Source organism: Nonomuraea diastatica (assembly GCF_004349015.1).
GTDB classification, from domain to species: Bacteria; Actinomycetota; Actinomycetes; order Streptosporangiales; family Streptosporangiaceae; genus Nonomuraea; species Nonomuraea diastatica.
On sequence record NZ_SMKP01000031.1, the window covers coordinates 46757 to 68910 of the forward strand.

Genomic DNA, 22154 nt, shown 5'->3' on the forward strand with positions numbered 1-22154 from the left:
TGCGGTCCTTCTGGCCAGGTGATGGGATCCAATTTAGGATAGCATTACCTAACATTGATCATGGGAGCTGAAGATGCAGCGCATCCTGCTCGGCGGGAAGATCCATCGGGCCACCGTGACCCAGGCCGACCTCCACTACGTCGGGTCCATCACCATCGACAAGGTCCTCATGGACGCGGCCGGGCTCATCGAGGGGGAGCAGGTCCACGTCGTGAACATCGCCAACGGGTCACGGCTGGTCACGTACGCCATCGAAGGCGAAGCGCGTACGGGCGTCATCGGCATCAACGGGGCCGCCGCGCACCTCGTGTCGCCCGGAGATCTCGTGATCATCATGTCCTTCCTGCATGTGGCCGGCGACGAGGCGGGATCGCACGTCCCCTTCGTGGTGCACGTCGACGAGCGCAACCGGATCGTCGACCTCGGAGCCGACCCGGCCGCTCCGGTCCCGGGCTCGGCCACCCAGGTCACCGGTCGGTGAGATAGCCGCCCATCGTGCGGAAGACCTCCGTGGCGGGCAGGTCCGCACCCGACTCCGTGCGGACCTGCTCGATCACCAGCCCGTGGCTGCGCCCCCTCCGAGCGTCCGGGCCGGCGACGATGACCACTCCGTCGCCTTCGCGGATGAACACCCGGCCGGGGGTCCCTCCGTACAGACCCTTCGACACGGACGCCTTCAGCACGCGGATGCGCTCACCCTTGTAGAACGTGAAGGCGTTCGGGTACGGGTCGGACTGCGCGCGCACCAGCCGCTCGATGTCCTCCGCCGGCCAGCTCCAGACGATGCGGCCGTCCTCGACGGAGCGCTTGTGGAAGAAGCTCGCCTTCGACCGGTCCTGGGCGACCGGGGCCGCCCGGCCGCTCTCGATGAGCGCGAGCGCGTCCCGCACGATCGGGCGGATCAGCGCGACGGTCCTGTGGAACAGGTCCGTGGCCGTGTCGGAAGGTCCGACGCGTACGGCGCGCTGCAGCACGATGTCGCCGGCGTCCAGCTCCTCGTTCATCAGGTGAGCGGTGACTCCCACCTCCTCCTCCCCGTTGATCAGCGCCCAGATCAGCGGCGAGAAGCCGGCGTAGGCGGGCAGCAGCGAGTCGTGCACGTTCAGCGTGCCGTGGCGGGGCAGCCTGAAGATCTCCGGCGGGATCCAGGTGCGCCAGTTGTTGGCGACGAGAATGTCCGGCTCCGCCTCCTTGAGTGCGGTGACGAGCTCGTCGTCCGGCCGGGCGCGTAGCAGCAGGGGAACGCCGTGCCCGGCCGCCAGATCGGCCACCGAGTCGTCCCAGATCTTCTCGTAGGCGTGCTCGCTCTTGGGGTGTGTCACGGCGAGCACCACGTCGTGGCCGGATTCCAGCAGTGCCTGCAACGTGCGGTGTCCCCAGGTCTGGTAGCCGAACATCGCAACCCGCATGTGCGCCTCCTGTGGCTAGGGCTGAATTAGGTAAGCCTAACCTAAATATCGGGGCGCGCGAGGGTCGAGCTCGCTCCTTAAGCCGGCTGCGGCATGCGGGAAATGTCGCGAAACAACCGGCGTCAGGTGGTAAAAGTGCAGTTGACTGAAGAATTACTGATCAACTAATATCTAGCAGATTACGGCCAAACAAGCCGCTCCTCCTCAGCGGAGCCGTACCGGCACGAGACCGCGGCGGTGATCCCGTCGAGCGGCCACGTCGTCAAAGTCAATAAGGAAGTGCATGGCCAGTAGTGGTTTCAGCTACGCCGGCCCGGAGGGTCTTGAGCATCTCAAGCGGGCGGGCATGAGAAGCCAGGAAGCGGGCGAGAGCCTAGCCGAGATCCGCAGGTCGTTCGTCACACACGCGAAGGGCGACGTCAACTCGTACGCCCTGATCCAGGACGGTGCGGCGGAACTCGCCAGCGGCTACAACCAGTTCTTCCGCGACCTGTCCGACTCCATGTACCGGCGTGGCAGCGCTCTGAGCAACTGCGGGAGCAACCTGAAGTACTGCGCGGCCAATTACGGCTGGAGTGAGGGCATCCTCCCGCCCGATGACCCGCCCCCCTTCCGCGAGAACGTCGAGCTGCCCGATCCCGGCACCCTGTCCGTGACGTTCAACGCGACACTCGACCTGCTGGGCCTCGGCGACGATTACGAGCGCAAGCTCCTCGAGATGCAGCAGGCGTGCGAGGACACAGCACGCCGGCTCCGGGCCCTGCAGCCCGACATCGACGCAGTCGAGGACGAGGTCGAGAAGGCGCGATGGGGCGGAGACGCCGCCCAGACCTACCACACGGCCTGGACGAGCTACGTCAACCCTTCTGGCGGCGGGACAGACCAGGCCCAGACCCTGGAACAGTGGGCCGCGCGCTCCGAGCACTCCGCCGAGATCCTCGGCAACGCCGTCGACGAGACCCACAGGTCCAAGCACCTCGTCAAGCGCACCCTGCAGACGCTCGCGGCGATCGGCGTCATCATGGCCGGAGCGGCGATCCTCAACCCGGCGGTACGCGCCTTCCTCGTGAGGATGGCCAAGGCTCTCAGGCAGCGCGCCATGCTGGTGATCAAGCTCCTGCGCGCCAGACTCAGTCAGCTGGGCAAGGCATTCGGGTCGAGCGTGGCCGGACGCGGCTCGGTGCTGAGCGGATTCATGAAGAACGGGATCGGCGTCCTCGGCGCCAACTACGTCAACTCCTCGCTGGCGAACGCCGGACGGGGCGTCGAAGATCCCTTCTCGGTCTCCCCGGGCATGCTGGGCACCCTGTCCTTCCTGCTCGGCCTCGGCGGCGCCTTCTCGCTCATGAAGCGGCTCGGCTCGGTCACCAGATACGCGCAGGCCCACCCCCTCAGGTTCAACATGGCGCTCGAACTCGGCATCAACGCCGGGGCCGCCACCGCCCTGAGCATGATGTTCGAGAACAAGAGCTTCGGCGCCGCGCTCAAGGACGGCGTCATCGTCGGCGGCGTCAGTGCGGTCTTCGGCGCCGGATACTACGGACTGCTACGTGACGCGACCGGCCTGAAGCACCTCGCCTGGCGCAAGGCGGACAAGTGGGGACTCGTGAAATACAACAGGGGCGGCCCGATGTCGGCCACCAACGTCCGCTACGGACGGATTCAGCCAGGGAGCCATCTCGCCCAGATGAAGCTCAGCGACGGCACCAAGATCTGGCTCCCGAAGAACAGCCTCACCTATCGTGCCAGGCAGATAGGGCCGATCAACGCCTTCCTCAACCTGAACCCCTTCTGGAAGGGGCGCATCCTCGGCCTGCTCCCGGGGACCATCAACTACACCCTGGTCCCCCGCGGCCAGAGCGAGCCCGCCAACCTGACGATCCCCGACTACCGGAACTGGGATCACGGCTCCAACGCCGAACCACCGCGATCCGGCTCCGGGCAACCGGTCGGCGCCACCACGTACACGGTGGAGGGCGGCGACTCGCTGGCGGCGATCGCTCAGCGCGAATACGGCAGCGAGCGCTACGTGTCGCTCCTCCAGCAGGCCAACTGGCAGCTCGACGGCATAAATCAGGGCCACCTGTCTCCTGGCCAGCAGTTGGTGATCCCGGAACTCGAGAAAGAGAAGGTTTCCTAGGACGAAACCTGGACGGTGCCTCACCGGCGTGCACACGAGGCGCCGTCCCGGGTCACCGGCGCGTGTCCCGGGAGCCGTCCGCGGACGCCGCGTCGGCGCCGGCTCCGGCATCGAGATCCGGGAAGGCATCGAAGACCTTCTCCTCCGCCTTAGCGACGACCGCGCGCCGGGCGTCGCGGACGGCCGCCAGAACGCCCTCCGCCAGCACGTGACTGTCCAGCCGCATGGCACGGGCCCCGATGCTGATCTCGCGGACGCGCCCGTGCGCGTCCGCGGTCGCCGTGACCTGCCCGGACGCATTCGCGCCCGTGCCGGTCACGCTCTCCAGCTCGTCATGCTGCTTCTCCAGGAAATCGGGCACCCGTGGCTCGTCTTCATCCGCCGCTTCAACCGCCACTTCATCCGCCACGGCCCCAGAGCCGGACATCTCCAAGAGGCGGCGGAGAACGTCGCTCACCGCCCGCCCGTCCCGGTCGGTCGCCAGGCTCTCGCCGAGCGGGTCAGACGTGATCGAGGAAAGCCTGGCTCCGTCCAGGATCTCTTGCGCCTGCCGCTGCGCGTCCCGTTGCGCCGCGTTGAGCACCGCGGCCACATCCTCGGCGAGACGATCCGCGTCACGCCGCATCACGCGCGGATCGAGAGCGAGCGAAACGATCGCACCGTCGGCGTCGGCCTTCGCCCTGACCATCCCGTCGTCACTCTCGCCGACCCCGGCGATCACCCGATCGCGATCCCGTGCTGCCAAGGACTCCCGCACCATCTGTTCGACCTTGCCGTTGATCGCGGCCATGATCTCGCGATCATCATCCTGGCCGGAGAGCGTAGCCATGCGGCACTCCAATGATCATGCGTCCCTGTCAGCGCGCTAGTTTAGGCACCCGATATGTCCAACCCCAACAGTCCGGATGACGGCCGAACGCGTGCGCGACCCGGCATCCTGCACCCCCTCGGCCCTCCAGGACGGCTCCGCACGTGGGGAGGCTTCCCGTCCCGGCCGGCGCCGGTGCGTCCTGGACGCCCGGATGGACACGCCGCACAGCTCGGGCGACCTGCCGGTCGAAGGGGTCCTGGGCAGAGAGACGATCCGCGGTCTCACGGGAGTGCAAACGGTCGGTATGGAGAACGCCACTGACAGTGGCGGCGCGAAGGAGGTGCCGGAAGCGGGATTCGAACCCGCACGCCCTTTCGAGCAGACGCTTTTGAGGCGTCCATGTCTGCCATTCCATCATTCCGGCTGATCTTCCGGACTTGTCCGGATCAACGCTACGCTCCGCCGCTGAAGGTGATCAGCAACGGTGGCAGCGTGGATCTAATCTACCGGACGTCTGTACTCTTGCGCTCGTGAGTACGCAGCGGCGAGTAGTGATCGCGGAAGACGAGGCCCTGATCCGCCTCGACCTCAAGGAGATGCTCCAGGAAGACGGCTACGTCGTCGTGGGCGAGGCCGGAGACGGCGAGCAGGCGATCCGGCTGGCCGCGGACCTGAGACCCGATCTCGTCATTCTCGACGTCAAGATGCCCGTGCTCGACGGCATCTCCGCGGCCGAGCGCATCGTGGGCGAGCGCATCGCCCCGTGCCTCATCCTGACCGCGTTCTCCCAGCGTGACCTGGTCGAACGGGCCAGGGACGCGGGGGCGATGGCCTACCTGGTCAAGCCGTTCACGAAGGCGGATCTGGTGCCTGCCATCGAGATGGCGGTCAGCAGGCACGAGGAGATGGTGGCGCTGGCCGCCGAGGTGTCGGGCCTGTCGGAGCGGCTGGAGACGCGGAAGCTGGTCGAGCGCGCCAAGGGGCAGCTGATGACGCAGCACGGCTGGAGCGAGCCCCAGGCGTTCAGGTGGATCCAGAAGGCGTCGATGGACCGGCGGCTGAGCATGCGGGAGGTTGCTCAGATCGTTATAGACGACGCGGCCGAGCGGGGCTGAGGAGCCCGCACCACGTGAGGTGGCCCCGCGGCGCCGCGGCCGGGGCTCCCTTGCGTCCCACCTTCCCCACCATTCCGGTCCTGATCCCGAAATTTCGGTCAGGGCCGTTCCTTGTGTGATGCCTCTGTAACTGTAGGAAACATCCCATAACTAGGGGTATTTAGGACATTACGAATCAGTATAAAAGCCGCGCAACAACCCCTCGCCCTTCCCGTCGAGAGGCATGCTGAGCTGGGAGAACCCGGCGAAGGGGACGTTCCTTCGCTGAGATAGGGGGAGTCTTTTCTATGATCCGCATTGCTCCAGCGGGGCGCCTGCTGGCCGTCGCGGCCGCGGCGAGCCTGGCCCTGACGGCCTGCGGCGGCGGCGGTGACGACGACGCGCCGGCGCAGCAGTCCGCGCCGGCGTCGTCCGCCGCGTCCTCGGCACCCGCGGCGAAGGGTGACGGCACGCTGGCACTCGGCACGGTGCTGCCGCAGACCGGCTCGCTGGCGTTCCTCGGCCCGCCCGAGTTCGCCGGCGTCGACCAGGCCGTCAAGGAGATCAACGAGGCCGGGGGCGTGCTCGGCAAGCCGGTCAAGACGGTCCACACCGACTCGGGTGACACGACGACCAACATCGCGTCGCAGTCGGTGGACAAGCTGCTGGCGCAGAAGGTGGACGCGATCGTGGGCGCGGCGTCGTCGTCGGTGTCGGAGTCGATCATCGACAAGGTCACGGGCGCCGGCGTGGTGCAGTTCTCGCCGGCCAACACCTCCGACGCGTTCACCACGATCAAGGACAACGGCCTCTACTTCCGTACGGCGCCGCCGGACAAGCTGCAGGGCCGCGTGCTGGGCGACCTGATCGCCGCCGACGGCAACGACACCATCGGCATCCTGGCCATGCAGGACTCCTACGGCTCGGGCCTGGCCGACCAGGTCACCAAGACCGCCGAGGAGGCGGGGGCGAGCGTCGTGGAGCGGGTCGACTACGACCCGAAGGCGCCGGAGTTCTCCGCCGACGTGGCACGGATCAAGGCGAAGAGCCCGAAGGCGGTCGTGCTGATCGGCTTCGAGGAGGGCGCGAAGGTCATCGCGGAGCTGGTCAAGCAGGGCCTGACGGCCGACAAGGTCAAGTGGTACATGGTGGACGGCAACATGTCGAACACCAACTACGTGAAGATGCCCAAGGGCACGCTCACGGGCGTCAAGGGCACCATCCCGGGCGCCGAGGCCCCTGACGACTTCAGGAAGAAGCTCAAGAAGCTCGATCCCGAGCTCGACGACTTCACGTACTCGGCGGAGTCGTACGACGCGGCGAACCTGATCGCCCTGGCCGCCGAGGCGGCGAAGGACGACTCCGGCGCGTCGATCGCGGCGAAGCTGTCCGAGGTCAGCAAGGGCGGCGAGAAGTGCAAGAACTTCAAGGAGTGCGCCGACCTGCTGAAGGAGGGCAAGGACATCGACTACGAGGGCGTCAGCGGCCCGGTCGAGTTCAACGACGCCGGTGACCCGGCGGTCGCCACCATCGGCATCTACCAGTACGGCGAGAACAACACCTACGACACCAAGGCGCTGGAGTACCGCACCGGCAACATCGAGGGCTGACCCCCGGCCCGGCCGCTGAGCGACCAGGCGTGCGGCGGGTCGCTCAGCGGCCGAAGCCGCACGCCCTGAACGCGTAGCCGATCAGGCGGTCCCGCAGCGCCTTGGGCGGCGCCACCACGACGACCCGCTCCTCGCCCCCGTCGATGCGCGCCCGCACGGGGAACTGGAAGGCCTTCTTGGCCTCGCCGAACGCGTGCCCGTCGCAGCGTGCGGGAGTGAGCTCGATCGGCACCTCCAGGCGCTGCTCCGCGGCGCGCAGCAGGCCCAGGCGCCGGCCGTCGTAGGCGACGTTGTAGTGCGTCGTGCCGCCCATGGTGGCCAGCGTCACCGTTCCCGGGCCGCGCCGGGTGACGACCAGGTCGCCGCGCATGACCCTGCCGGACTCCTTCCATTCCTGGCCGAACGCGATGCTCACGGCCTGCTTGATGAGGAACTCCGAGCACTCGTCGCGCAGCAGCCTGGCCAGCAGCGGGTCGGGGTGGGGCAGCTCGAAGGCGACCCTGCGCAGCGGCTCCGAGCCGGTGCGGAGGTGGGCCACGACGGTGGCGGGCCGCAGCTTGGGCAGGCCATCGGGTGAGCAGTTGGCGGCGCCGTACGGGATGGGCAGGTCGGTGCGCTCGGTCCTGCCGATGGCGGCGCCGGCCCTGCTCGCGGGCACCGTGCGGAAAGACGGCGTCACCAGCTGGACGTCGGCGAAATAGACGGGGGTGTCGCGGGTGTTGCGCACGGCCACCTGAAGCCGGTGCGCCGGTTCGTCGGAACGCCATTGCCCGAGCGTGACGGAGACGCCGGCGGGCGGGCCCGAGGGAGCCCCAGGAGACGGCCCGGGAGACGGCCCGGGAGACGGCTCGGAGGCGCCGCACCCGGAGAGAAGGACCACCACGGCGAATAATGTGGTATTACACTTCACCTGACGCACATTAAGCCTGCTTCCGCAGGTCCCGTAAGTTGAGGAGTGATTACGACTCCGCATCCAAGTGCCGACAGTTCCTCACGGCATCTGGTTGAGCATGCGACAGTTTTGTACGTTTCCGTCATTCGATCGGGAACGTTCGGCGGTGCTGACGGATCCCCGGCCTGAAATGAAGGAGACACTTCATGATCCGCATTGCTCCCGTGGGACGGGCGCTGGCTGTCGCGGCTGCCACCAGCCTGGCCCTGACAGCCTGCGGTGGTGGCGGCGACACGGCCACGCAAACTTCCGAAAGTGCCGCTCCCGCCTCATCCTCGTCGGCGCCGGCAGCGGCGAAGGGTGACGGCACGCTCACACTCGGCACGCTGCTGCCCCAGACCGGTTCGCTGGCCTTCCTCGGCCCGCCCGAGTTCGCCGGTGTCGATCTCGCGCTCAAGGAGATCAACGAGGCTGGGGGCGTGCTCGGCAAGCCCGTTGAGAAGTTCGACACCGACTCGGGTGACACGACGACCAACATCGCGTCCCAGTCGGTGGACAAGCTGCTGGCGCAGAAAGCCGACGCCATCATCGGCGCCGCGTCGTCGTCGGTGTCGGAGTCGGTGATCGACAAGATCACGGGTGCCGGCGTGGTGCACTTCTCGCCCGCCAACACCTCCGACAAGTTCACCACGATCAAGGACAACGGCCTCTACTTCCGTACCGCGCCGCCGGACAAGCTGCAGGGCCGCGTGCTGGGCGACCTGGTGGTGTCCGACGGCAACGACACGATCGCCATCATGGCGATGCAGGACTCGTACGGCACCGGCCTGGCCGACCAGGTCGAGAAGACCGTCACCGACGCCGGCGCCCAGGTGGTCGAGCGGGTCGACTATGACCCGAAGGCGCCCGACTTCTCCGCCGACATCGCCAAGGTCAAGGCGAAGAACCCGAAGGCGGTCGTGCTGATCGGCTTCGAGGAGACCGCGAAGGTCATCGGCGAGCTCGTCAAGCAGGGCATGCCGGCCAGCAAGCACAAGTGGTACATGGTCGACGGCAACATGTCGAACACCAACTACGCGAAGATGCCCAAGGGCACGCTCACGGGCGTCAAGGGCACCTACCCCGGCGCCTCGGCTCCCGACACGTTCAGGAAGAACCTCGTCGAGGTCGACCCCAAGCTCGAGGACTTCACCTACGCTCCCGAGTCCTACGACGCGGCCAACCTGATCGCGCTGGCCGCCGAGGCCGCCAAGAGCGACGCGGGCGCCGACATCGCGGCCAAGCTGGCCGAGGTCAGCAAGGGCGGCGAGAAGTGCAAGAACTTCAAGGAGTGCGTCGACCTGCTGAAGGCCGGCAAGGACATCGACTACGACGGCGTCAGCGGCCCGGTCGAGTTCAACGACGCCGGTGACCCGGCCGTCGCCACCATCGGCATCTACCAGTACGGCGACAACAACAAGTACCCGGTCAAGGCGCTCGAGTACCGCACCGGCAACATCGAGGGCTGACCAGCACCCGCGTGAAGACGAAGGGCCCGGTCGTGACGACCGGGCCCTTCGTCTTCACGCGCAGCCGGCCACGATCTGGTCGGCTGCCGCGCGGTAGCGCTTCAGCAGCGCCACCCGCCGCTCGCGCGGCACGTCGTTCTTGGACAACTCCGCGGTCGTCGTCTCGACGGTCTCCACGGCCCCGCTGAGCGAGCCGGGCAGCCGGCCGCCGAACTCCCGCGTGATGCCGTGCACCTCCGCCAGGCGGCCGGTCAGGGCGTCCTCGAAGTGCTGGCGGTCCTCCTGGCCCTTCGGCCCCAGCATGAGGCCCGCATACCCGACGGCGGACACCACGCGGGCGCAGGGGCTGTCGGTGGGGTCGCCCCCGGTGCTGTACTTTCCCGCCGACGAGGCTGCGTCCTGGCAGCCGACGAGCAGAACGGGGAGCATGAGCGAGACCACCGCCGAACGTTTCACCCGATCATTAAAGAACGGCGAAGGGGTTAGCGGGAGCCCCTTCGCCGTTTTCGCGAACGATCGCGGATCTATGCCCTGGCCAGCGTGCCGAGGTAGAGCTCGATGACCTTGGGATCGTCGGCGAGCTGCCGCCCGGTGCCGGTGTAGGCGTTGCGGCCCTGGTCGAGGACATAACCGCGGTGGCAGATCTGCAGGCATCGGCGGGCGTTCTGCTCCACCATGATGACCGTCACGCCCGCCTTGTTGATCTGCTGGGCCTGGATGAAGACCAGGTCCTGCAGCTTGGGCGACAGACCGGCGGACGGCTCGTCGAGCAGCAGCACCGAGGGCTCGGTCATCAGGGCCCTGGCCATCGCCACCATCTGCCGCTCGCCACCGGACAGGGATCCGGCGCGCTGCTTACGCCGCTCACTGAGCGCGGGGAACAGCTCGGACACGAACGCGAAGCGCTCCTTGAACTTCCCCGGCGTCTGGAAGGCGCCCATCTCGAGGTTCTCCTCGATGGTGAGGCTGGGGAAGACGTTGTTGGTCTGCGGGACGTAGCCGACCCCGCGGGCGACCAGCGTGTGCGCCTTCATGTTCGTGATGTTCTCACCCTTGAGCAGCACCGTGCCGCTGCGGATGTTGACCAGCCCGAACATGGCCTTGAGCAGCGTCGACTTCCCGGCGCCGTTAGGGCCGATGATGCCGATCAGCTCGCCGTCTTTGACGTAGAGGTCGGAGCCGTTGAGGATGTTGACGCCTGGCAGGTAGCCGGCGATCAGCTCGTCGCACCGGAGCACGGCGTCCTTGGCGCCTTCCAGATGCGCGCTGCGGTCGGTGACGGCCGCCTTCGACTCTGGGCCGACGTTCACTTCTGCGCCTCCTCTTCGATTTCGGCCTCCAGCGCCGCCTCAGCCTCCTGCAGCTGGGCCTCCAGCTCACCCTCGGACAGGGGCGCGTCGTGGTGGGCGCCCAGGTAGGCGTCGATCACACGCTCGTCGGACATGATCGTCGAGGGCGGGCCCTCGGCGATGACCGCGCCCTGGGCCATGACGATCACCCAGTCGCTGATGTCGCGGACCATGTCCATGTCGTGCTCCACGAACAGCACCGTCATGCCCTGCTCGCGCAGGTCCTTGACGTGGCCGAGCAGTGACTGGGTCAGCGCCGGGTTGACGCCCGCCATGGGCTCGTCGAGCATGACCAGCTCGGGGTTCACCATGAGCGCGCGGGCCATCTCCAGCAGCTTGCGCTGGCCGCCGGACAACGATCCGGCGAAGTCGTCGCGCTTGGCGTCGAGCTTGAAGCGGACCAGCAACTCCTCGGCCCGCTCGGTGATCTCGTCCTCCTGGGCCCGCCACACGCCCGGCACGAGCGCCCGCCAGAAGTTCTCGCCCTTCTGCTTCTGGGCGCCGAGGCGCATGTTCTCCAACACCGTCAGGCGCGAAAGCGCCTTGGTGAGCTGGAACGTGCGGACCATGCCGCTTCTGGCCACCTTGTGGGCGGGTACGCCGTTCATGGACCGCCCGTTGAACGTCCACGAGCCGGCGTCGGCCGTGTCGAACCCGGTGAGCTGGTTGAAGAACGTGGTCTTGCCGGCGCCGTTGGGGCCGATCAGCGCCGTGATGGAGCCGCGCTGGATCTCCACGTGGCCGACGTCGACGGCGGTCAGGCCGCCGAAGCGGCGGACGACGTGGTCCACCACGAGGATGGGGTCGGGCTTGGGCACGCCTGGATCGCGCGCCAGGTCCTTGAAGGCGGCCAGGGCGGCGGCCTTGCGGTCGGTGCTCATGGTCTCAGCGTGCATCGATTGCGATCTCCCTCTTGTCACCGAAGATGCCCTGTGGCCGGTAGACAAGCAACAGGATCAGGCCGGCGCCGACCAGGATCCAGCGCAGAGCGCCGACCTGGTTGGTGTCCATGAAGGTGATGTACCCCACGCGGACCGCCTCGGAGAGCACGCCGTAGATGAGCACGAGCAGGACCCAGAAGAGCATCGAGCCGATGACCGGGCCGAGCACGCGGGCCGCGCCGCCGAGGATGACCATCGTGTACATGTAGAACGTCGTCTCGGTGCCGAACACGTCAGGCTGCACCGAGGCATAGCCCAGACCATAGATGAAGCCGCCGAGGCTGCCGATGACGCCGCCCAGCACCAGCGCCTGCATCTTGTAGGAGAAGACGCTCTTGCCCAGGCTGCGCACGGCGTCCTCGTCCTCGCGGATGGCCTTGAGCACGCGGCCCCAGGGGCTCTTCATCAGCAGGTGGACCATGAGGCAGGCCAGGGCGATCAGCACCCAGCCGACGGTGATCACCCACATCGTGCGGTGGTTGAAGAACAGCGGGATGGGGCCGAGGTTGAAGCCGTAGTTTCCCGTGGGATAGGGGTTGAGCGCGTAGAAGCCCTCGGTGAAGCCGCGGTGGCCGTCGGAGCCGCCGAAGACGTCCTTGAACTGCACCGAGCGGAAGACGAGCCGGACGATCTCGGCCGCCGCGATGGTGACGATGGCCAGATAGTCGGCGCGCAACTGGAGCGTCGGTATGCCCAGCAGGAACGCCAGGATCACCGCCGCGATCAGGCCGAAGATGATGCCGACCCAGAACGGCATTCCCAGGACGACGACGGTGACCGCCAGGCCGTAGCCGGCCACGCCCATGAACGCGGCCTGGCCGAAGTTGAGCAGGCCGGTGTAGCCGAAGTGGATGTTGAGACCGATGGCGGCGATGCCGTACAGCACCGTCTCGACGCCGACCGCGGACTTGATGGTGGTGCTGAAGATCGTGATCCAGTCCATTCTGATCCTCCCCCGATCAGCCGATCCGCTCGCGGCGGCCCAGGATGCCCTGCGGCCGGACGAGGAGCACGATGATGAGAACGGCCAGCGCGCCGACGCTCTTGAGCTCCGGCGGCACCCACAGCGTCGAGACCTGGATGAACAGGCCGACCACCAGTGACCCGATCAGCGCGCCGAACGCGGTGCCGAGCCCGCCGAGCGTCACGCCGGCGAAGATGAGCAGGAGCATCTCCTGTCCCATCGTGTATTTCAGGTTCTGGGAGAGGCCGAGCATGATGCCCGCGAGCGCGGCGATGGCGCCGCCCGAGGTCCAGATGATCCGGACGACCCGGTCGACGTTGATGCCGGACGACGCCGCGAGCGCCGGGTTGTCGGCCACCGCGCGTGCCGCCTTGCCGGTGCGGGTGCGCAGCAGGGCGATGCCGACGATGATCAGCACGACCAGCTCGATGCCCATGGCGACGAAGTTCTTCGGCGCGGCCGAGATCGGCCCCACCTGCACGCCGGGCTGGGCGTTGTACTCGGTGTAGGCCTCGGTCTGGCCGCCGAAGACGATGAGGAACAGATAGCGCAGGAAGAGCGCGACGCCGATCGAGATGATCATCATGGCGATGATGCCGGTGCCGCGCCTGCGCAGTTGCCCCCAGAAGAAGCGGTCCTGCAGGTAGCCGAGCAGGCCGGCGACGACGACGGCGATGGCGGCGGCGGGGATGAGGCCGAGGCCCATGCCCGCGTTGAACCCGTAGGCGAGGATCGCGCCGAGGGTGACCAGCTCGCCGTGGGCGAAGTTGGTCAGGCCGGTCGTGCCGTAGATGAGCGAGAGGCCGAGCGCGGCCAGGGCGATGATCAGGCCGAGGTTGAACCCCTCGAAGGTGAGCTGCGCGGCGCGGGTCCAGAACGCGCTGTTGTCGCCGCTCTGCTGCGCCTGGTCCTGGGCGGCGCCCTTCGGCTGGAGGGGGAAGAGGGCGGTGGAGCAGTTGCCCTCATGGACGCTCAGCGTGCGGACGTTCGTGCCGCCCCGCGCCTCGGCGTTCTGCGGCAGACTGCCGAGATCCAGGGTGACTTTGTACCTGCCCGGATCCTCGACCTGGACATCCCACTTGCCCTGAGCGTCGGTGGTGGCCTCCGCGACGGGTTTGCCGTCCTCGGTGGTCACGGAGATTCTGGCGCCGTTCACTGGCTGGCCTTGGAAATTGAGTGTTCCCCTCAAGCCCTGGCAGTCGGCCGGCCCCGCGTGGGCGGGGCCGGCGAGCAGGAAGATGAGTCCACCCAGGAAGGCCGTGAACGCGATCACGGCTCTGCGCAATGGTGCTCCCTCGGAAAATAGGTCAAGGCGGGGTCGTGCCCCTCCATCTCGACACGCGCGCATCGCAGGCACAACTGGGATGCAATGGCGGGAGCTTATTCTGGCTGCGCCCGTTTCAGTATCGTTCGTCACCAATTAGTGACGTGCGTGTGTCACTGATGTGAGGAATCAACGAGGCAGGTCAGGGGCTAAATCCGGGGAGACGCCTGGCATGAGGGAAAAAGATCGAATAACGATTGCCTGGGAACGTTGACGAGCCCGCGGGGCGGCCTTTGGGGCCGTGTAAGGCTTCCCCGGCCGTACACGTTTTCTACTGGGCCTCCCCGCGGGGCTCTGTTCGGACAACCGTAGCGACCCGCGGGGGGCGTGCGCAAAGGCTGCGCGGAAGTGGCCGGTGTGTCAGCGGTCGCGCAGCATGCAAGTGAGGCGAGAGGTGCACACGCGACGCCCCTGCTCGTCACTGATCACGATGTCGTACGTCGCCAGCGTCCGGCCGGCGTGCAACCTGGTCGCGACGCCGGTCACATGGCCGGAGGTCGCGGAGCGGTGGTGGGTGGCGCTGATCTCGATGCCCACGGCGACGCGGTCGGGCCCCGCGTGGACGGCCGCCGCCACCGAGCCCAGGGTCTCGGCCAGCACCACAGACGCCCCGCCGTGCAGCAGTCCGTACGGCTGCGTGTTGCCCTCGACCGGCATCCGGCCCGTCACCCGCTCCGGTGTGGCCTCGAGGAACTCGATGCCCATCCGCTCGGGAAGCGTGCCCGCGTGCATCTCGCCGACCATCGCTACGTCCATGGGGTTGGTCTGTGTCAAAGGGACGCCTCCACTCTTCCGGGCTCAGGTTTTCTGTCGCAGACGCAGACTAGGCTGCGGGTGTGCCGAAGAGTGAAGTGACCCCCAGCCGCCCGTGCCTGTTGCTGCTTGACGGGCATTCCCTGGCCTATCGCGCGTTCTACGCGCTCAAGGACGCCAACCTGATGACCACCGACGGTCAGCACACCGAGGCGGTCTACGGGTTCACCTCGATGTTGACCAACATCCTGCGCGACGAGCAGCCGACCCACGTGGCGGTGGCCTTCGACAGGTCGGAGCCGACGTTCCGCCATGAGGAATACTCCGACTACAAGGCCAACAGGAGCGAGACGCCGGAAGACTTTCGCGGGCAGATGCAGCTGATCTTCGAGCTGCTCGACACGCTGCGCATCCCGCGGCTGTCCAAGGCGGGCTTCGAGGCCGACGACCTCATCGCCACGCTGGCCACCCGCGCCTCGGCGGAGGGGATGAACGTTCTGATCGTCACCGGCGACCGCGACGCGCTCCAGCTGGTCGACGAGAACGTCACCGTGCTGATGACCCGGCGGGGCATCAGCGACATGACCAGGTTCACGCCCGAGGCGGTCCAGGAGAAATACGGCCTGACGCCCGCGCAATACCCCGACTTCGCGGCGCTGCGCGGCGACCCCAGCGACAACCTGCTGAGCATTCCGAGCGTGGGGGAGAAGACCGCCGCCAAGTGGGTGCGCGAGTTCGGCTCGCTGACCGCGCTGGTCGACCGGGTCGACGAGGTCAAGGGCAAGGTCGGCGACAAGCTGCGCGAGCACGTCGCCCAGGTGCTGATGAACCGCCGGCTCACCGAGCTGCTGCGCGACGTCCCGCTCGAAATCGAGCCCGGCGCGCTCAGCCAGGGCACGTGGGAGCGCGAGGAGATCAACAAGCTGTTCGACACCCTGCAGATCCGCGGCGAGCTGCGCGAGCGGGTGTTCAAGGTGCTCGGCACCGGCGAGCAGGAGCCCGAGCAGGGCTTCGAGGTCGAGACCGTGCTGCTCGGCCCCGACCGCGTCGCGGGCTGGCTGTCGGCGCTGCCCGCCGGCCGCGCGGGCCTGGCCTTCAAGGGCTCCTACGGCAGCGGCAGCGGGCGCGTCGAGGGCATCGCCATCGCCTCGCCCGACGGCACGGCCGCCCACATCGACCCCGTCAAGCTCACCGAGGCCGACGAGACGGCTCTGCGCGCCTGGCTGGGCGACGACGCCCGCCCCAAGGCCGTCCACGACGCCAAGGGCCCCATCCTGGCCCTCTGGGCGCAGGGCATGGAGCTGCGCGGCCTGAGCTGCGACACCGCGCTGGCCGCCTACCTCGCCATGCCGGGGCAGCGCACGTTCGCCCTGGAAGACCTGGCCAGGCGCTACCTCAACCGCGACCTGCGCGCGGAGGAGGAGTCCGACGGGCAGGCCGCGCTGTTCGGCGACGACGAGGACGCGCCTGCCAAGGACCTCGCGCTGCGTGCCCACGCCGTGCGCGAGCTGGCCGACTCCTTGGAGAGTTTCCTGGCCGGGAGGGGCGGCACCCAGCTCATGACCGACGTGGAGCTGCCGCTGCTGGCGGTGCTGGCCGAGATGGAGCGCGCCGGCATCGCCGTCGACAGCGAATACTTCGCGGGCCTGGAGGCCGAGTTCGGCGCCGCCGTCAAGCACGCCGTGGAGGAGGCGCACCGCTCGGTCGGCGAGCAGTTCAACCTCGGCTCGCCCAAGCAGCTGCAGGAGATCCTCTTCGTCCGGCTCAACCTGCCCAAGACGAAGAAGATCAAGACCGGCTGGAGCACCGACGCCGACCAGCTCGCCTGGCTGGCCACCCAGACCGAGCACGAGCTGCCGACGATCATGCTGCGCCACCGCGACCAGGCCAAGCTCCGCATCACCGTCGAGGGCCTGATCAAGGAGATCGCCGACGACGGGCGCATCCACACCACGTTCAACCAGATCATGGCCGCCACGGGGCGGTTGTCGTCGGAGAAGCCCAACCTGCAGAACATCCCGATCCGCACCGCCGAGGGCCGCCGCATCCGTCAGGGCTTCGTGGTCGGCGAGGGCTACGAGACGCTGCTGACGGCCGACTACAGCCAGATCGAGCTGCGCATCATGGCCCACCTGTCGGGCGACGAGTCGCTGATCGAGGCGTTCGAGTCGGGCCACGACTTCCACCAGGCCACCGCCGCCCGGGTCTTCGACCTGCCGCCCGAGCAGATCGACGGCGAGCTGCGCGCCCGCATCAAGGCGATGAACTACGGCCTGGCCTACGGCCTGTCCGACTTCGGGCTCGCCCAGCAGCTCAACATCCCGGTGGCCGAGGCGCGGGCGCTGAAGGAGGAATACTTCACCGAGTTCGGCGGCGTGCGCGACTTCCTGCAGGCCATCGTCCAGCAGGCCCGCGCCGACGGCTACACCGAGACCATCATGGGCCGCCGCCGCTACCTCCCCGACCTCACCAGCGACAACCGCCAGCGCCGCGAGATGGCCGAGCGCATGGCGCTCAACGCCCCCATCCAGGGCTCGGCGGCCGACATCATCAAGGTCGCCATGCTGCACGTGCGCCAGGCGCTCGGCGAGGAGGGGCTGGCCTCCCGGATGTTGCTGCAGGTCCACGACGAGCTGGTGTTCGAGGTGGCGCCCGGCGAGCTGGAGCCCCTCACGCAGCTCGTCTGCGACCAGATGAACGCCGCCTACCACCTGCGCGTGCCGCTGGCGGTCTCCGTGGGCGTCGGGCGCACCTGGGAGGACGCCGGCCACTGACGCCGCGGGCCCGCCCGCGGTGGGAGATCTGCACTAGCCTGATCGTGTTTCTCACCCGAGCGGCCCGGGAGTTCTGTGCGGTTACCAGCGTCCCTCACGCGGATCATCGGCGTTGCGAACGTGGTGGTGATATTGGTGGCCATCGTCGGGCTCAGCCTGTTACCGGACGAGCCGCGGCCGCACGCGCGGCCCGACGACGCGGCCGAGGTCGGCGACAGCCCCCCGCCGCCCAGCCCGTCGCCGGTGGGCCAGCCGCCCGGCGTCGTGTCCACGCCCGGGTTCGCCCGCCAGGTGGGCGCCAACGAGGCGGGCCTGGTGCCGGTCCTGATGTACCACCGGATCGTCGCCGATCGGGCGGCGGCCATCGACAGGACCCCCGACCAGCTCAGGAAGGAGCTGGAGCGGCTGGCGAAGGAGGGCTACGTGCCGATCACCGCCAGGGAGTTCGCCACCGGCGACATCCGGGTCCCCGCGGGGAGGTTCCCGGTGGTGCTCACGTTCGACGACGGCCACCCCAGCCACTTCGCCCTCGACGCGGCGGGCAACCCGGCGGCGGGCACGGCCGTGGCCGTGATCCAGGAGGTGGCCAGGAAACACCCGTCCTTCCGGCCGGTCGCCACGTTCTGGATCAACAAGGAGCCGTTCGGGCTGCGCGACAGGCCGTCGCAGACGGCGGCGGTGCGGTGGCTGGTCGACCATGGCTACGAGGTCGCCAACCACACCTGGAGCCACCCCGACCTGCGGGCGATCAAGCGGAGGAAGGTGCGCGAGCAGATCGTCAGGCTCGAACGCCTGCTCAAGAAGCTCGGCGTGCCGGCCTCCAGGACCATGGCGCTGCCGTACGGCTCGCTGCCCCGCGGGAAGAAGTCCGCTCGGGTCGGAGCGTGGGACGGCACGCGTTATGATTTCGCAGGCGTGTTCCTCGCCGGAGCCGAGCCGTCACTTTCGCCCTACGCGAAAAAATTCGACCGGGGAGCGATTCAGCGCATCCAGAGCAACGCCAAGAAGGGCGAGTGCCGCAAGTGGTGCTCGCAACACTGGCTCGACTGGCTGCGTAAGCACCCTGGTGAGCGCTATGTCTCCGACGGCGACCCCGACCGGATCTCCATACCGAAGAAACTACGCGGTAATATTGTGGCCAAGCGAGGGCTCCAGGTCATCGTGTACTGACGCCTCCCTGGATTGACCCCGTGGCCAAGGTCTCATATGCTGATCGCTGCGCTGTGGGCTCGCGCGCGCCTCAGACGGAGCGGGCTCGCGCTCGGTCACGTCGATGTCGTCATTCCTCGGCTTGATGCGGAAGAGGGCCTGCCGCGCATCCGCCACATCGACATCCTGTCCGCGTTCGGAGCAATTCCACACATGACGTCCAGCACTGAGGCCACCTCGAGCACCCCGCAGGTAGCGGTCAACGACATCGGGTCCGAGGAAGCCTTCCTCGCAGCGATCGACGAGACCATCAAGTACTTCAACGACGGCGACATTGTCGAGGGCACCGTCGTCAAGGTCGATCGAGACGAGGTCCTTCTCGATATCGGCTACAAGACCGAGGGTGTCATTCCCTCGCGCGAGCTTTCGATCAAGCACGATGTCGACCCTGCTGACGTCGTGGAGGTCGGTGAACACGTCGAGGCCCTGGTTCTCCAGAAGGAGGACAAAGAGGGCCGCCTGATCCTGTCCAAGAAGCGTGCTCAGTACGAGCGCGCCTGGGGCACGATCGAGAAGATCAAGGACGAGGACGGCATCGTCACCGGCACCGTCATCGAGGTCGTCAAGGGTGGTCTCATCCTCGACATCGGCCTCCGTGGCTTCCTCCCGGCGTCCCTGGTCGAGATGCGGCGTGTCCGCGACCTGCAGCCGTACGTCGGCCGCGAGCTCGAAGCCAAGATCATCGAGCTCGACAAGAACCGCAACAACGTGGTCCTGTCGCGCCGCGCCTGGCTTGAGCAGACGCAGTCCGAGGTTCGCCAGACGTTCCTCAACACCCTCCAGAAGGGCCAGGTCCGCAAGGGCGTCGTCTCCTCGATCGTCAACTTCGGCGCCTTCGTCGATCTCGGCGGCGTCGACGGCCTGGTCCACGTGTCCGAGCTGTCCTGGAAGCACATCGACCACCCGTCCGAGGTCGTCGAGGTGGGCCAGGAGGTCACGGTCGAGGTCCTCGACGTCGACATGGAGCGCGAGCGCGTCTCCCTGTCGCTCAAGGCCACGCAGGAAGACCCGTGGCAGCAGTTCGCCCGCACCCACCAGATCGGCCAGGTCGTGCCGGGCCGCGTCACCAAGCTGGTGCCGTTCGGCGCGTTCGTCCGGGTCGAGGAGGGCATCGAGGGCCTGGTCCACATCTCCGAGCTGGCCGAGCGCCACGTGGAGATCCCGGAGCAGGTCGTCCAGGTCGGCGACGAGATCTTCGTCAAGATCATCGACATCGACCTCGACCGCCGTCGCATCAGCCTGTCGCTGAAGCAGGCCAACGAGGGTGTCGGCACCGAGGTCGAGTTCGACCCGACCCTCTACGGCATGGCGGCCACCTACGACGACCAGGGCAACTACATCTACCCCGAGGGCTTCGACCCGGAGACCGGCGAGTGGCTCGAGGGCTTCGACAAGCAGCGTGAGGAGTGGGAGCGGCAGTACGCCGAGGCCCAGCAGCGCTTCGAGGCCCACAGGAAGCAGATCGAGGAGGCCCGCAAGGCCGAGGCGGAGGCCGGCGAGGCCGCTCCCTCGTCCTACAGCGGCGAATCGCAGGCTCAGTCGAGCGGCGGCTCGTCGTCGTCGGCTCCCGCCAGTGGCGCGCTCGCCTCTGACGAGGCGCTCGCGGCCCTGCGCGAGAAGCTCGCCGGCGGCCAGAGCTGACGTCCTCCCGAGTGAGGCTGCGGCTCGATCCCTGGCCTGACCGGAAAGCCCCGCACGGATGACCCGTGCGGGGCTTTCCGCATGCGGGCGCCCGTGCCGGTGACCGGCGTCCGGCTGGCGACGCGCTTGCGCACGTCGTCGAGCCGGCCGCGCAGTGACCAAGCGGCTCCTTCGCCCACGCCCCCGTCCGGGCGGCGCCCCGGCGCCCCGCGCTACCGTCCGAGCGGTGGATCGGGCGTCAATGCGGAAACATTCTTGCCGCAAGGGTTCCTAGAGTGCCGGGCATGAACATCATCGAGCGCTTTCACCTGGACATTCCGCAGAACGACCTCGACGACCTGCGCGACCGGCTGCGGCGTACCAGATGGGCGAGAGCGCTGCCCGGCGGGTGGAGCCGGGGCGTGCCCGCACCATACCTGCGCGAGCTCGCCGGACACTGGGCCGACGGCTTCGACTGGAGGGTGTGGGAGGCCAGGCTCAACGTCTTCCCGCAGTTCACCACCGGCATCGACGGGCAGACGATCCACTTCGTGCACGCCCGCTCCCCGGAGCCCGACGCCATACCGCTGATCATGACGCACAGCTGGCCGAACTCCGTCGCCGAGTTCCTGAACGTCATCGGACCCCTCACCGACCCGCGCCGGCACGGGCTCGACCCGGCCATGGCCTTCCACGTCGTGGCGCCCTCGCTGCCCGGATTCGCCTTCTCTCCGTTCCCCGAGCCCGCCGACGAGCGGCCGTGGAGCATCGAGCGGGTGGCGCGTACGTGGGCCGAGCTGATGCGCCGGCTCGGCTACGAGCGGTACGGCGCGCACGGCAACGACGCCGGGGCGATGGTGACACCACAACTGGCCGCACTCGACAGCGAGCACGTGATCGGCTCCGTCATCACGGCCGGGCTCGGCGTCCACACGGGCGACCCGGCGCAGCTGGAGGGGTTCAGCGAGGCCGAGCGGGCCGAGCTGGCGGACATGGCCGCCTGGATGACCGGGGGCAGCGGGTACGCCCCCTACCTCGCGAACAGGCCGCAGACGCTCGCGTACGGCTTCACCGACTCGCCGGTGGCGCAGCTCGCCTACCTCGTGGAGAGGTTCAAGGAGTTCGACGGGTGGGGGGCGGGGGCCGAGGCCATCGACCGCGACCTGGTGCTGGCCAACGCGAGCCTCTACTGGCTGACCGGCACCGGCGGCTCGTCGTCGTGGACCTACTACGAAGGGGCCGCGGGGCTGCCCATCGACCAGCGCGCCGTGCCGACCGGGGTGACACACGGCGGGCCGGCGGTGATGCGGCGGATCGCCGAGCGCGGCAACGACATCGTCTACTGGGGAGAGGCACACAGCCCCAGCCATATGGTTGCCATGGCGGCGCCGGACTCCCTGGTGGCGGGCATACGCGCCGCTTTCAGGACGATCCGCTGACGCTGCCGGAGATTTCCCCGACGGCCTTCTGCGAAGCCGTCCACCGGCCCGCAGGGCGCTGACAGACTGCTGACCTGCGCTGTCGGCACTACTCTGCAGGAGCGACGCGGTGGGCATGGGTCAGCGGGTGTGGCGGATGACGACAGCTCTGGCGGTAGCCGGGGCGGGTGGCGCACTGGCCACACCGGAAGCGGCCGGCGCGGGCCCTGCACGAGTCGTGCCGGAGGTCCATGCCGCCGGCGCAGTGCCGGGGGTGAGCCGCGCCGGTGCGGTGCCGGAGTCGGGCGGTGGCGGTGGGGCGCCGCAGAAGGCGGGCG

General features: G+C 68.2%; 19 protein-coding genes and 1 tRNA gene. 10 read left to right on the forward strand and 10 right to left on the reverse strand.

The features are described from left to right. Positions 1-73 precede the first annotated feature (73 nt). The gene (gene panD, locus E1294_RS13650) at positions 74-481 is read left to right on the forward strand and encodes an aspartate 1-decarboxylase (protein ID WP_132508432.1); all 408 of its coding nucleotides are present in this window, start codon (positions 74-76) and stop codon (positions 479-481) included. Here the strand turns inward: panD and E1294_RS13655 are convergent. Next, a complete protein-coding gene (locus tag E1294_RS13655; protein ID WP_132508434.1) occupies positions 468-1409 on the reverse strand; it encodes a methionyl-tRNA formyltransferase in 942 nt (313 codons plus the stop codon). The two genes, panD and E1294_RS13655, sit on opposite strands and share 14 nt — an antisense overlap. Positions 1410-1692: 283 nt before the next feature. Between E1294_RS13655 and E1294_RS13660 the strand changes: the two genes are divergently transcribed. Then, positions 1693-3549 (forward strand): LysM peptidoglycan-binding domain-containing protein, encoded by a 1857-nt coding sequence (locus tag E1294_RS13660; RefSeq protein WP_132508436.1) that lies wholly within the window; start codon positions 1693-1695, stop codon positions 3547-3549. A 52-nt stretch (positions 3550-3601) separates the two neighbouring features. On the opposite strand, the gene E1294_RS13665 is transcribed toward E1294_RS13660, so the two are convergent. Then, positions 3602-4378 (reverse strand): YbaB/EbfC family nucleoid-associated protein, encoded by a 777-nt coding sequence (locus tag E1294_RS13665; protein ID WP_132508438.1) that lies wholly within the window; start codon positions 4376-4378, stop codon positions 3602-3604. A gap of 323 nt (positions 4379-4701) precedes the next feature. Then, a tRNA-Leu gene (locus E1294_RS13670) sits at positions 4702-4784 on the reverse strand. A gap of 106 nt (positions 4785-4890) precedes the next feature. Between E1294_RS13670 and E1294_RS13675 the strand changes: the two genes are divergently transcribed. Both E1294_RS13675 and E1294_RS13680 read left to right on the forward strand, forming a co-directional pair. After that, entirely contained in the window at positions 4891-5475 is a 585-nt protein-coding gene (locus E1294_RS13675) for an ANTAR domain-containing response regulator (RefSeq protein WP_246082999.1), read from the forward strand. A 287-nt stretch (positions 5476-5762) separates the two neighbouring features. Continuing rightward, complete coding sequence (locus E1294_RS13680) at positions 5763-7064, forward strand: ABC transporter substrate-binding protein (RefSeq protein WP_132508440.1); 1302 nt, start codon at positions 5763-5765, stop codon at positions 7062-7064. A gap of 43 nt (positions 7065-7107) precedes the next feature. On the opposite strand, the gene E1294_RS13685 is transcribed toward E1294_RS13680, so the two are convergent. Then, complete coding sequence (locus E1294_RS13685; RefSeq protein ID WP_132508442.1) at positions 7108-7947, reverse strand: hypothetical protein; 840 nt, start codon at positions 7945-7947, stop codon at positions 7108-7110. 215 nt (positions 7948-8162) lie between these two features. Between E1294_RS13685 and E1294_RS13690 the strand changes: the two genes are divergently transcribed. Continuing rightward, positions 8163-9464, forward strand: a complete 1302-nt coding sequence (locus tag E1294_RS13690) for an ABC transporter substrate-binding protein (protein ID WP_132508444.1) — start codon at positions 8163-8165, stop codon at positions 9462-9464. 54 nt (positions 9465-9518) lie between these two features. On the opposite strand, the gene E1294_RS13695 is transcribed toward E1294_RS13690, so the two are convergent. The 6 genes from E1294_RS13695 to E1294_RS13720 all read right to left on the reverse strand — a co-directional run bounded on the left by E1294_RS13695 (position 9519) and on the right by E1294_RS13720 (position 14798). Then, complete coding sequence (locus E1294_RS13695; RefSeq protein ID WP_132508446.1) at positions 9519-9920, reverse strand: hypothetical protein; 402 nt, start codon at positions 9918-9920, stop codon at positions 9519-9521. A 68-nt stretch (positions 9921-9988) separates the two neighbouring features. Further along, positions 9989-10774: an ABC transporter ATP-binding protein gene (locus E1294_RS13700; protein ID WP_132508448.1), complete on the reverse strand. Its 786-nt coding sequence runs from the start codon at positions 10772-10774 to the stop codon at positions 9989-9991. Then, positions 10771-11694, reverse strand: a complete 924-nt coding sequence (locus tag E1294_RS13705) for an ABC transporter ATP-binding protein (RefSeq protein WP_220447715.1) — start codon at positions 11692-11694, stop codon at positions 10771-10773. Before E1294_RS13705 ends, E1294_RS13700 begins: the two co-directional genes overlap by 4 nt. Positions 11695-11698: 4 nt before the next feature. Then, positions 11699-12697 (reverse strand): branched-chain amino acid ABC transporter permease, encoded by a 999-nt coding sequence (locus E1294_RS13710; RefSeq protein ID WP_132508452.1) that lies wholly within the window; start codon positions 12695-12697, stop codon positions 11699-11701. Between the two features lie 16 nt (positions 12698-12713). Continuing rightward, the gene (locus E1294_RS13715; RefSeq protein ID WP_246083000.1) at positions 12714-14003 is read right to left on the reverse strand and encodes a branched-chain amino acid ABC transporter permease; all 1290 of its coding nucleotides are present in this window, start codon (positions 14001-14003) and stop codon (positions 12714-12716) included. A 399-nt stretch (positions 14004-14402) separates the two neighbouring features. Further along, the gene (locus E1294_RS13720; protein WP_246083001.1) at positions 14403-14798 is read right to left on the reverse strand and encodes a PaaI family thioesterase; all 396 of its coding nucleotides are present in this window, start codon (positions 14796-14798) and stop codon (positions 14403-14405) included. A gap of 80 nt (positions 14799-14878) precedes the next feature. Between E1294_RS13720 and polA the strand changes: the two genes are divergently transcribed. From polA to E1294_RS54490, 5 genes are all read left to right on the forward strand, one after another. Continuing rightward, the gene (gene polA, locus E1294_RS13725) at positions 14879-17569 is read left to right on the forward strand and encodes a DNA polymerase I (protein WP_132508454.1); all 2691 of its coding nucleotides are present in this window, start codon (positions 14879-14881) and stop codon (positions 17567-17569) included. Between the two features lie 120 nt (positions 17570-17689). Beyond that, entirely contained in the window at positions 17690-18739 is a 1050-nt protein-coding gene (locus E1294_RS13730) for a polysaccharide deacetylase family protein (RefSeq protein WP_246083002.1), read from the forward strand. A 192-nt stretch (positions 18740-18931) separates the two neighbouring features. Beyond that, a complete protein-coding gene (rpsA, locus tag E1294_RS13735) occupies positions 18932-20419 on the forward strand; it encodes a 30S ribosomal protein S1 (RefSeq protein ID WP_132508458.1) in 1488 nt (495 codons plus the stop codon). A 284-nt stretch (positions 20420-20703) separates the two neighbouring features. Continuing rightward, positions 20704-21837 (forward strand): epoxide hydrolase family protein, encoded by a 1134-nt coding sequence (locus E1294_RS13740; protein ID WP_132508460.1) that lies wholly within the window; start codon positions 20704-20706, stop codon positions 21835-21837. A gap of 136 nt (positions 21838-21973) precedes the next feature. Next, on the forward strand, positions 21974-22154 hold a 181-nt coding region (locus tag E1294_RS54490; protein ID WP_220447716.1), incomplete at its 3' end, for a hypothetical protein.

Excerpts from the sequence above, each read along its gene's own strand:
- panD (WP_132508432.1), top strand. The coding sequence starts at position 74 with ATGCAGCGCATCCTGCTCGGCGGGAAGATCCATCGGGCCACCGTGACC.
- E1294_RS13655 (WP_132508434.1), bottom strand. The coding sequence starts at position 1,409 with ATGCGGGTTGCGATGTTCGGCTACCAGACCTGGGGACACCGCACGTTG.
- E1294_RS13660 (WP_132508436.1), top strand. The coding sequence starts at position 1,693 with ATGGCCAGTAGTGGTTTCAGCTACGCCGGCCCGGAGGGTCTTGAGCAT.
- E1294_RS13665 (WP_132508438.1), bottom strand. The coding sequence starts at position 4,378 with ATGGCTACGCTCTCCGGCCAGGATGATGATCGCGAGATCATGGCCGCG.
- E1294_RS13680 (WP_132508440.1), top strand. The coding sequence starts at position 5,763 with ATGATCCGCATTGCTCCAGCGGGGCGCCTGCTGGCCGTCGCGGCCGCG.
- E1294_RS13690 (WP_132508444.1), top strand. The coding sequence starts at position 8,163 with ATGATCCGCATTGCTCCCGTGGGACGGGCGCTGGCTGTCGCGGCTGCC.
- E1294_RS13705 (WP_220447715.1), bottom strand. The coding sequence starts at position 11,694 with ATGAGCACCGACCGCAAGGCCGCCGCCCTGGCCGCCTTCAAGGACCTG.
- E1294_RS13710 (WP_132508452.1), bottom strand. The coding sequence starts at position 12,697 with ATGGACTGGATCACGATCTTCAGCACCACCATCAAGTCCGCGGTCGGC.
- E1294_RS13720 (WP_246083001.1), bottom strand. The coding sequence starts at position 14,798 with ATGGACGTAGCGATGGTCGGCGAGATGCACGCGGGCACGCTTCCCGAG.
- rpsA (WP_132508458.1), top strand. The coding sequence starts at position 18,932 with ATGACGTCCAGCACTGAGGCCACCTCGAGCACCCCGCAGGTAGCGGTC.
- E1294_RS13740 (WP_132508460.1), top strand. The coding sequence starts at position 20,704 with ATGAACATCATCGAGCGCTTTCACCTGGACATTCCGCAGAACGACCTC.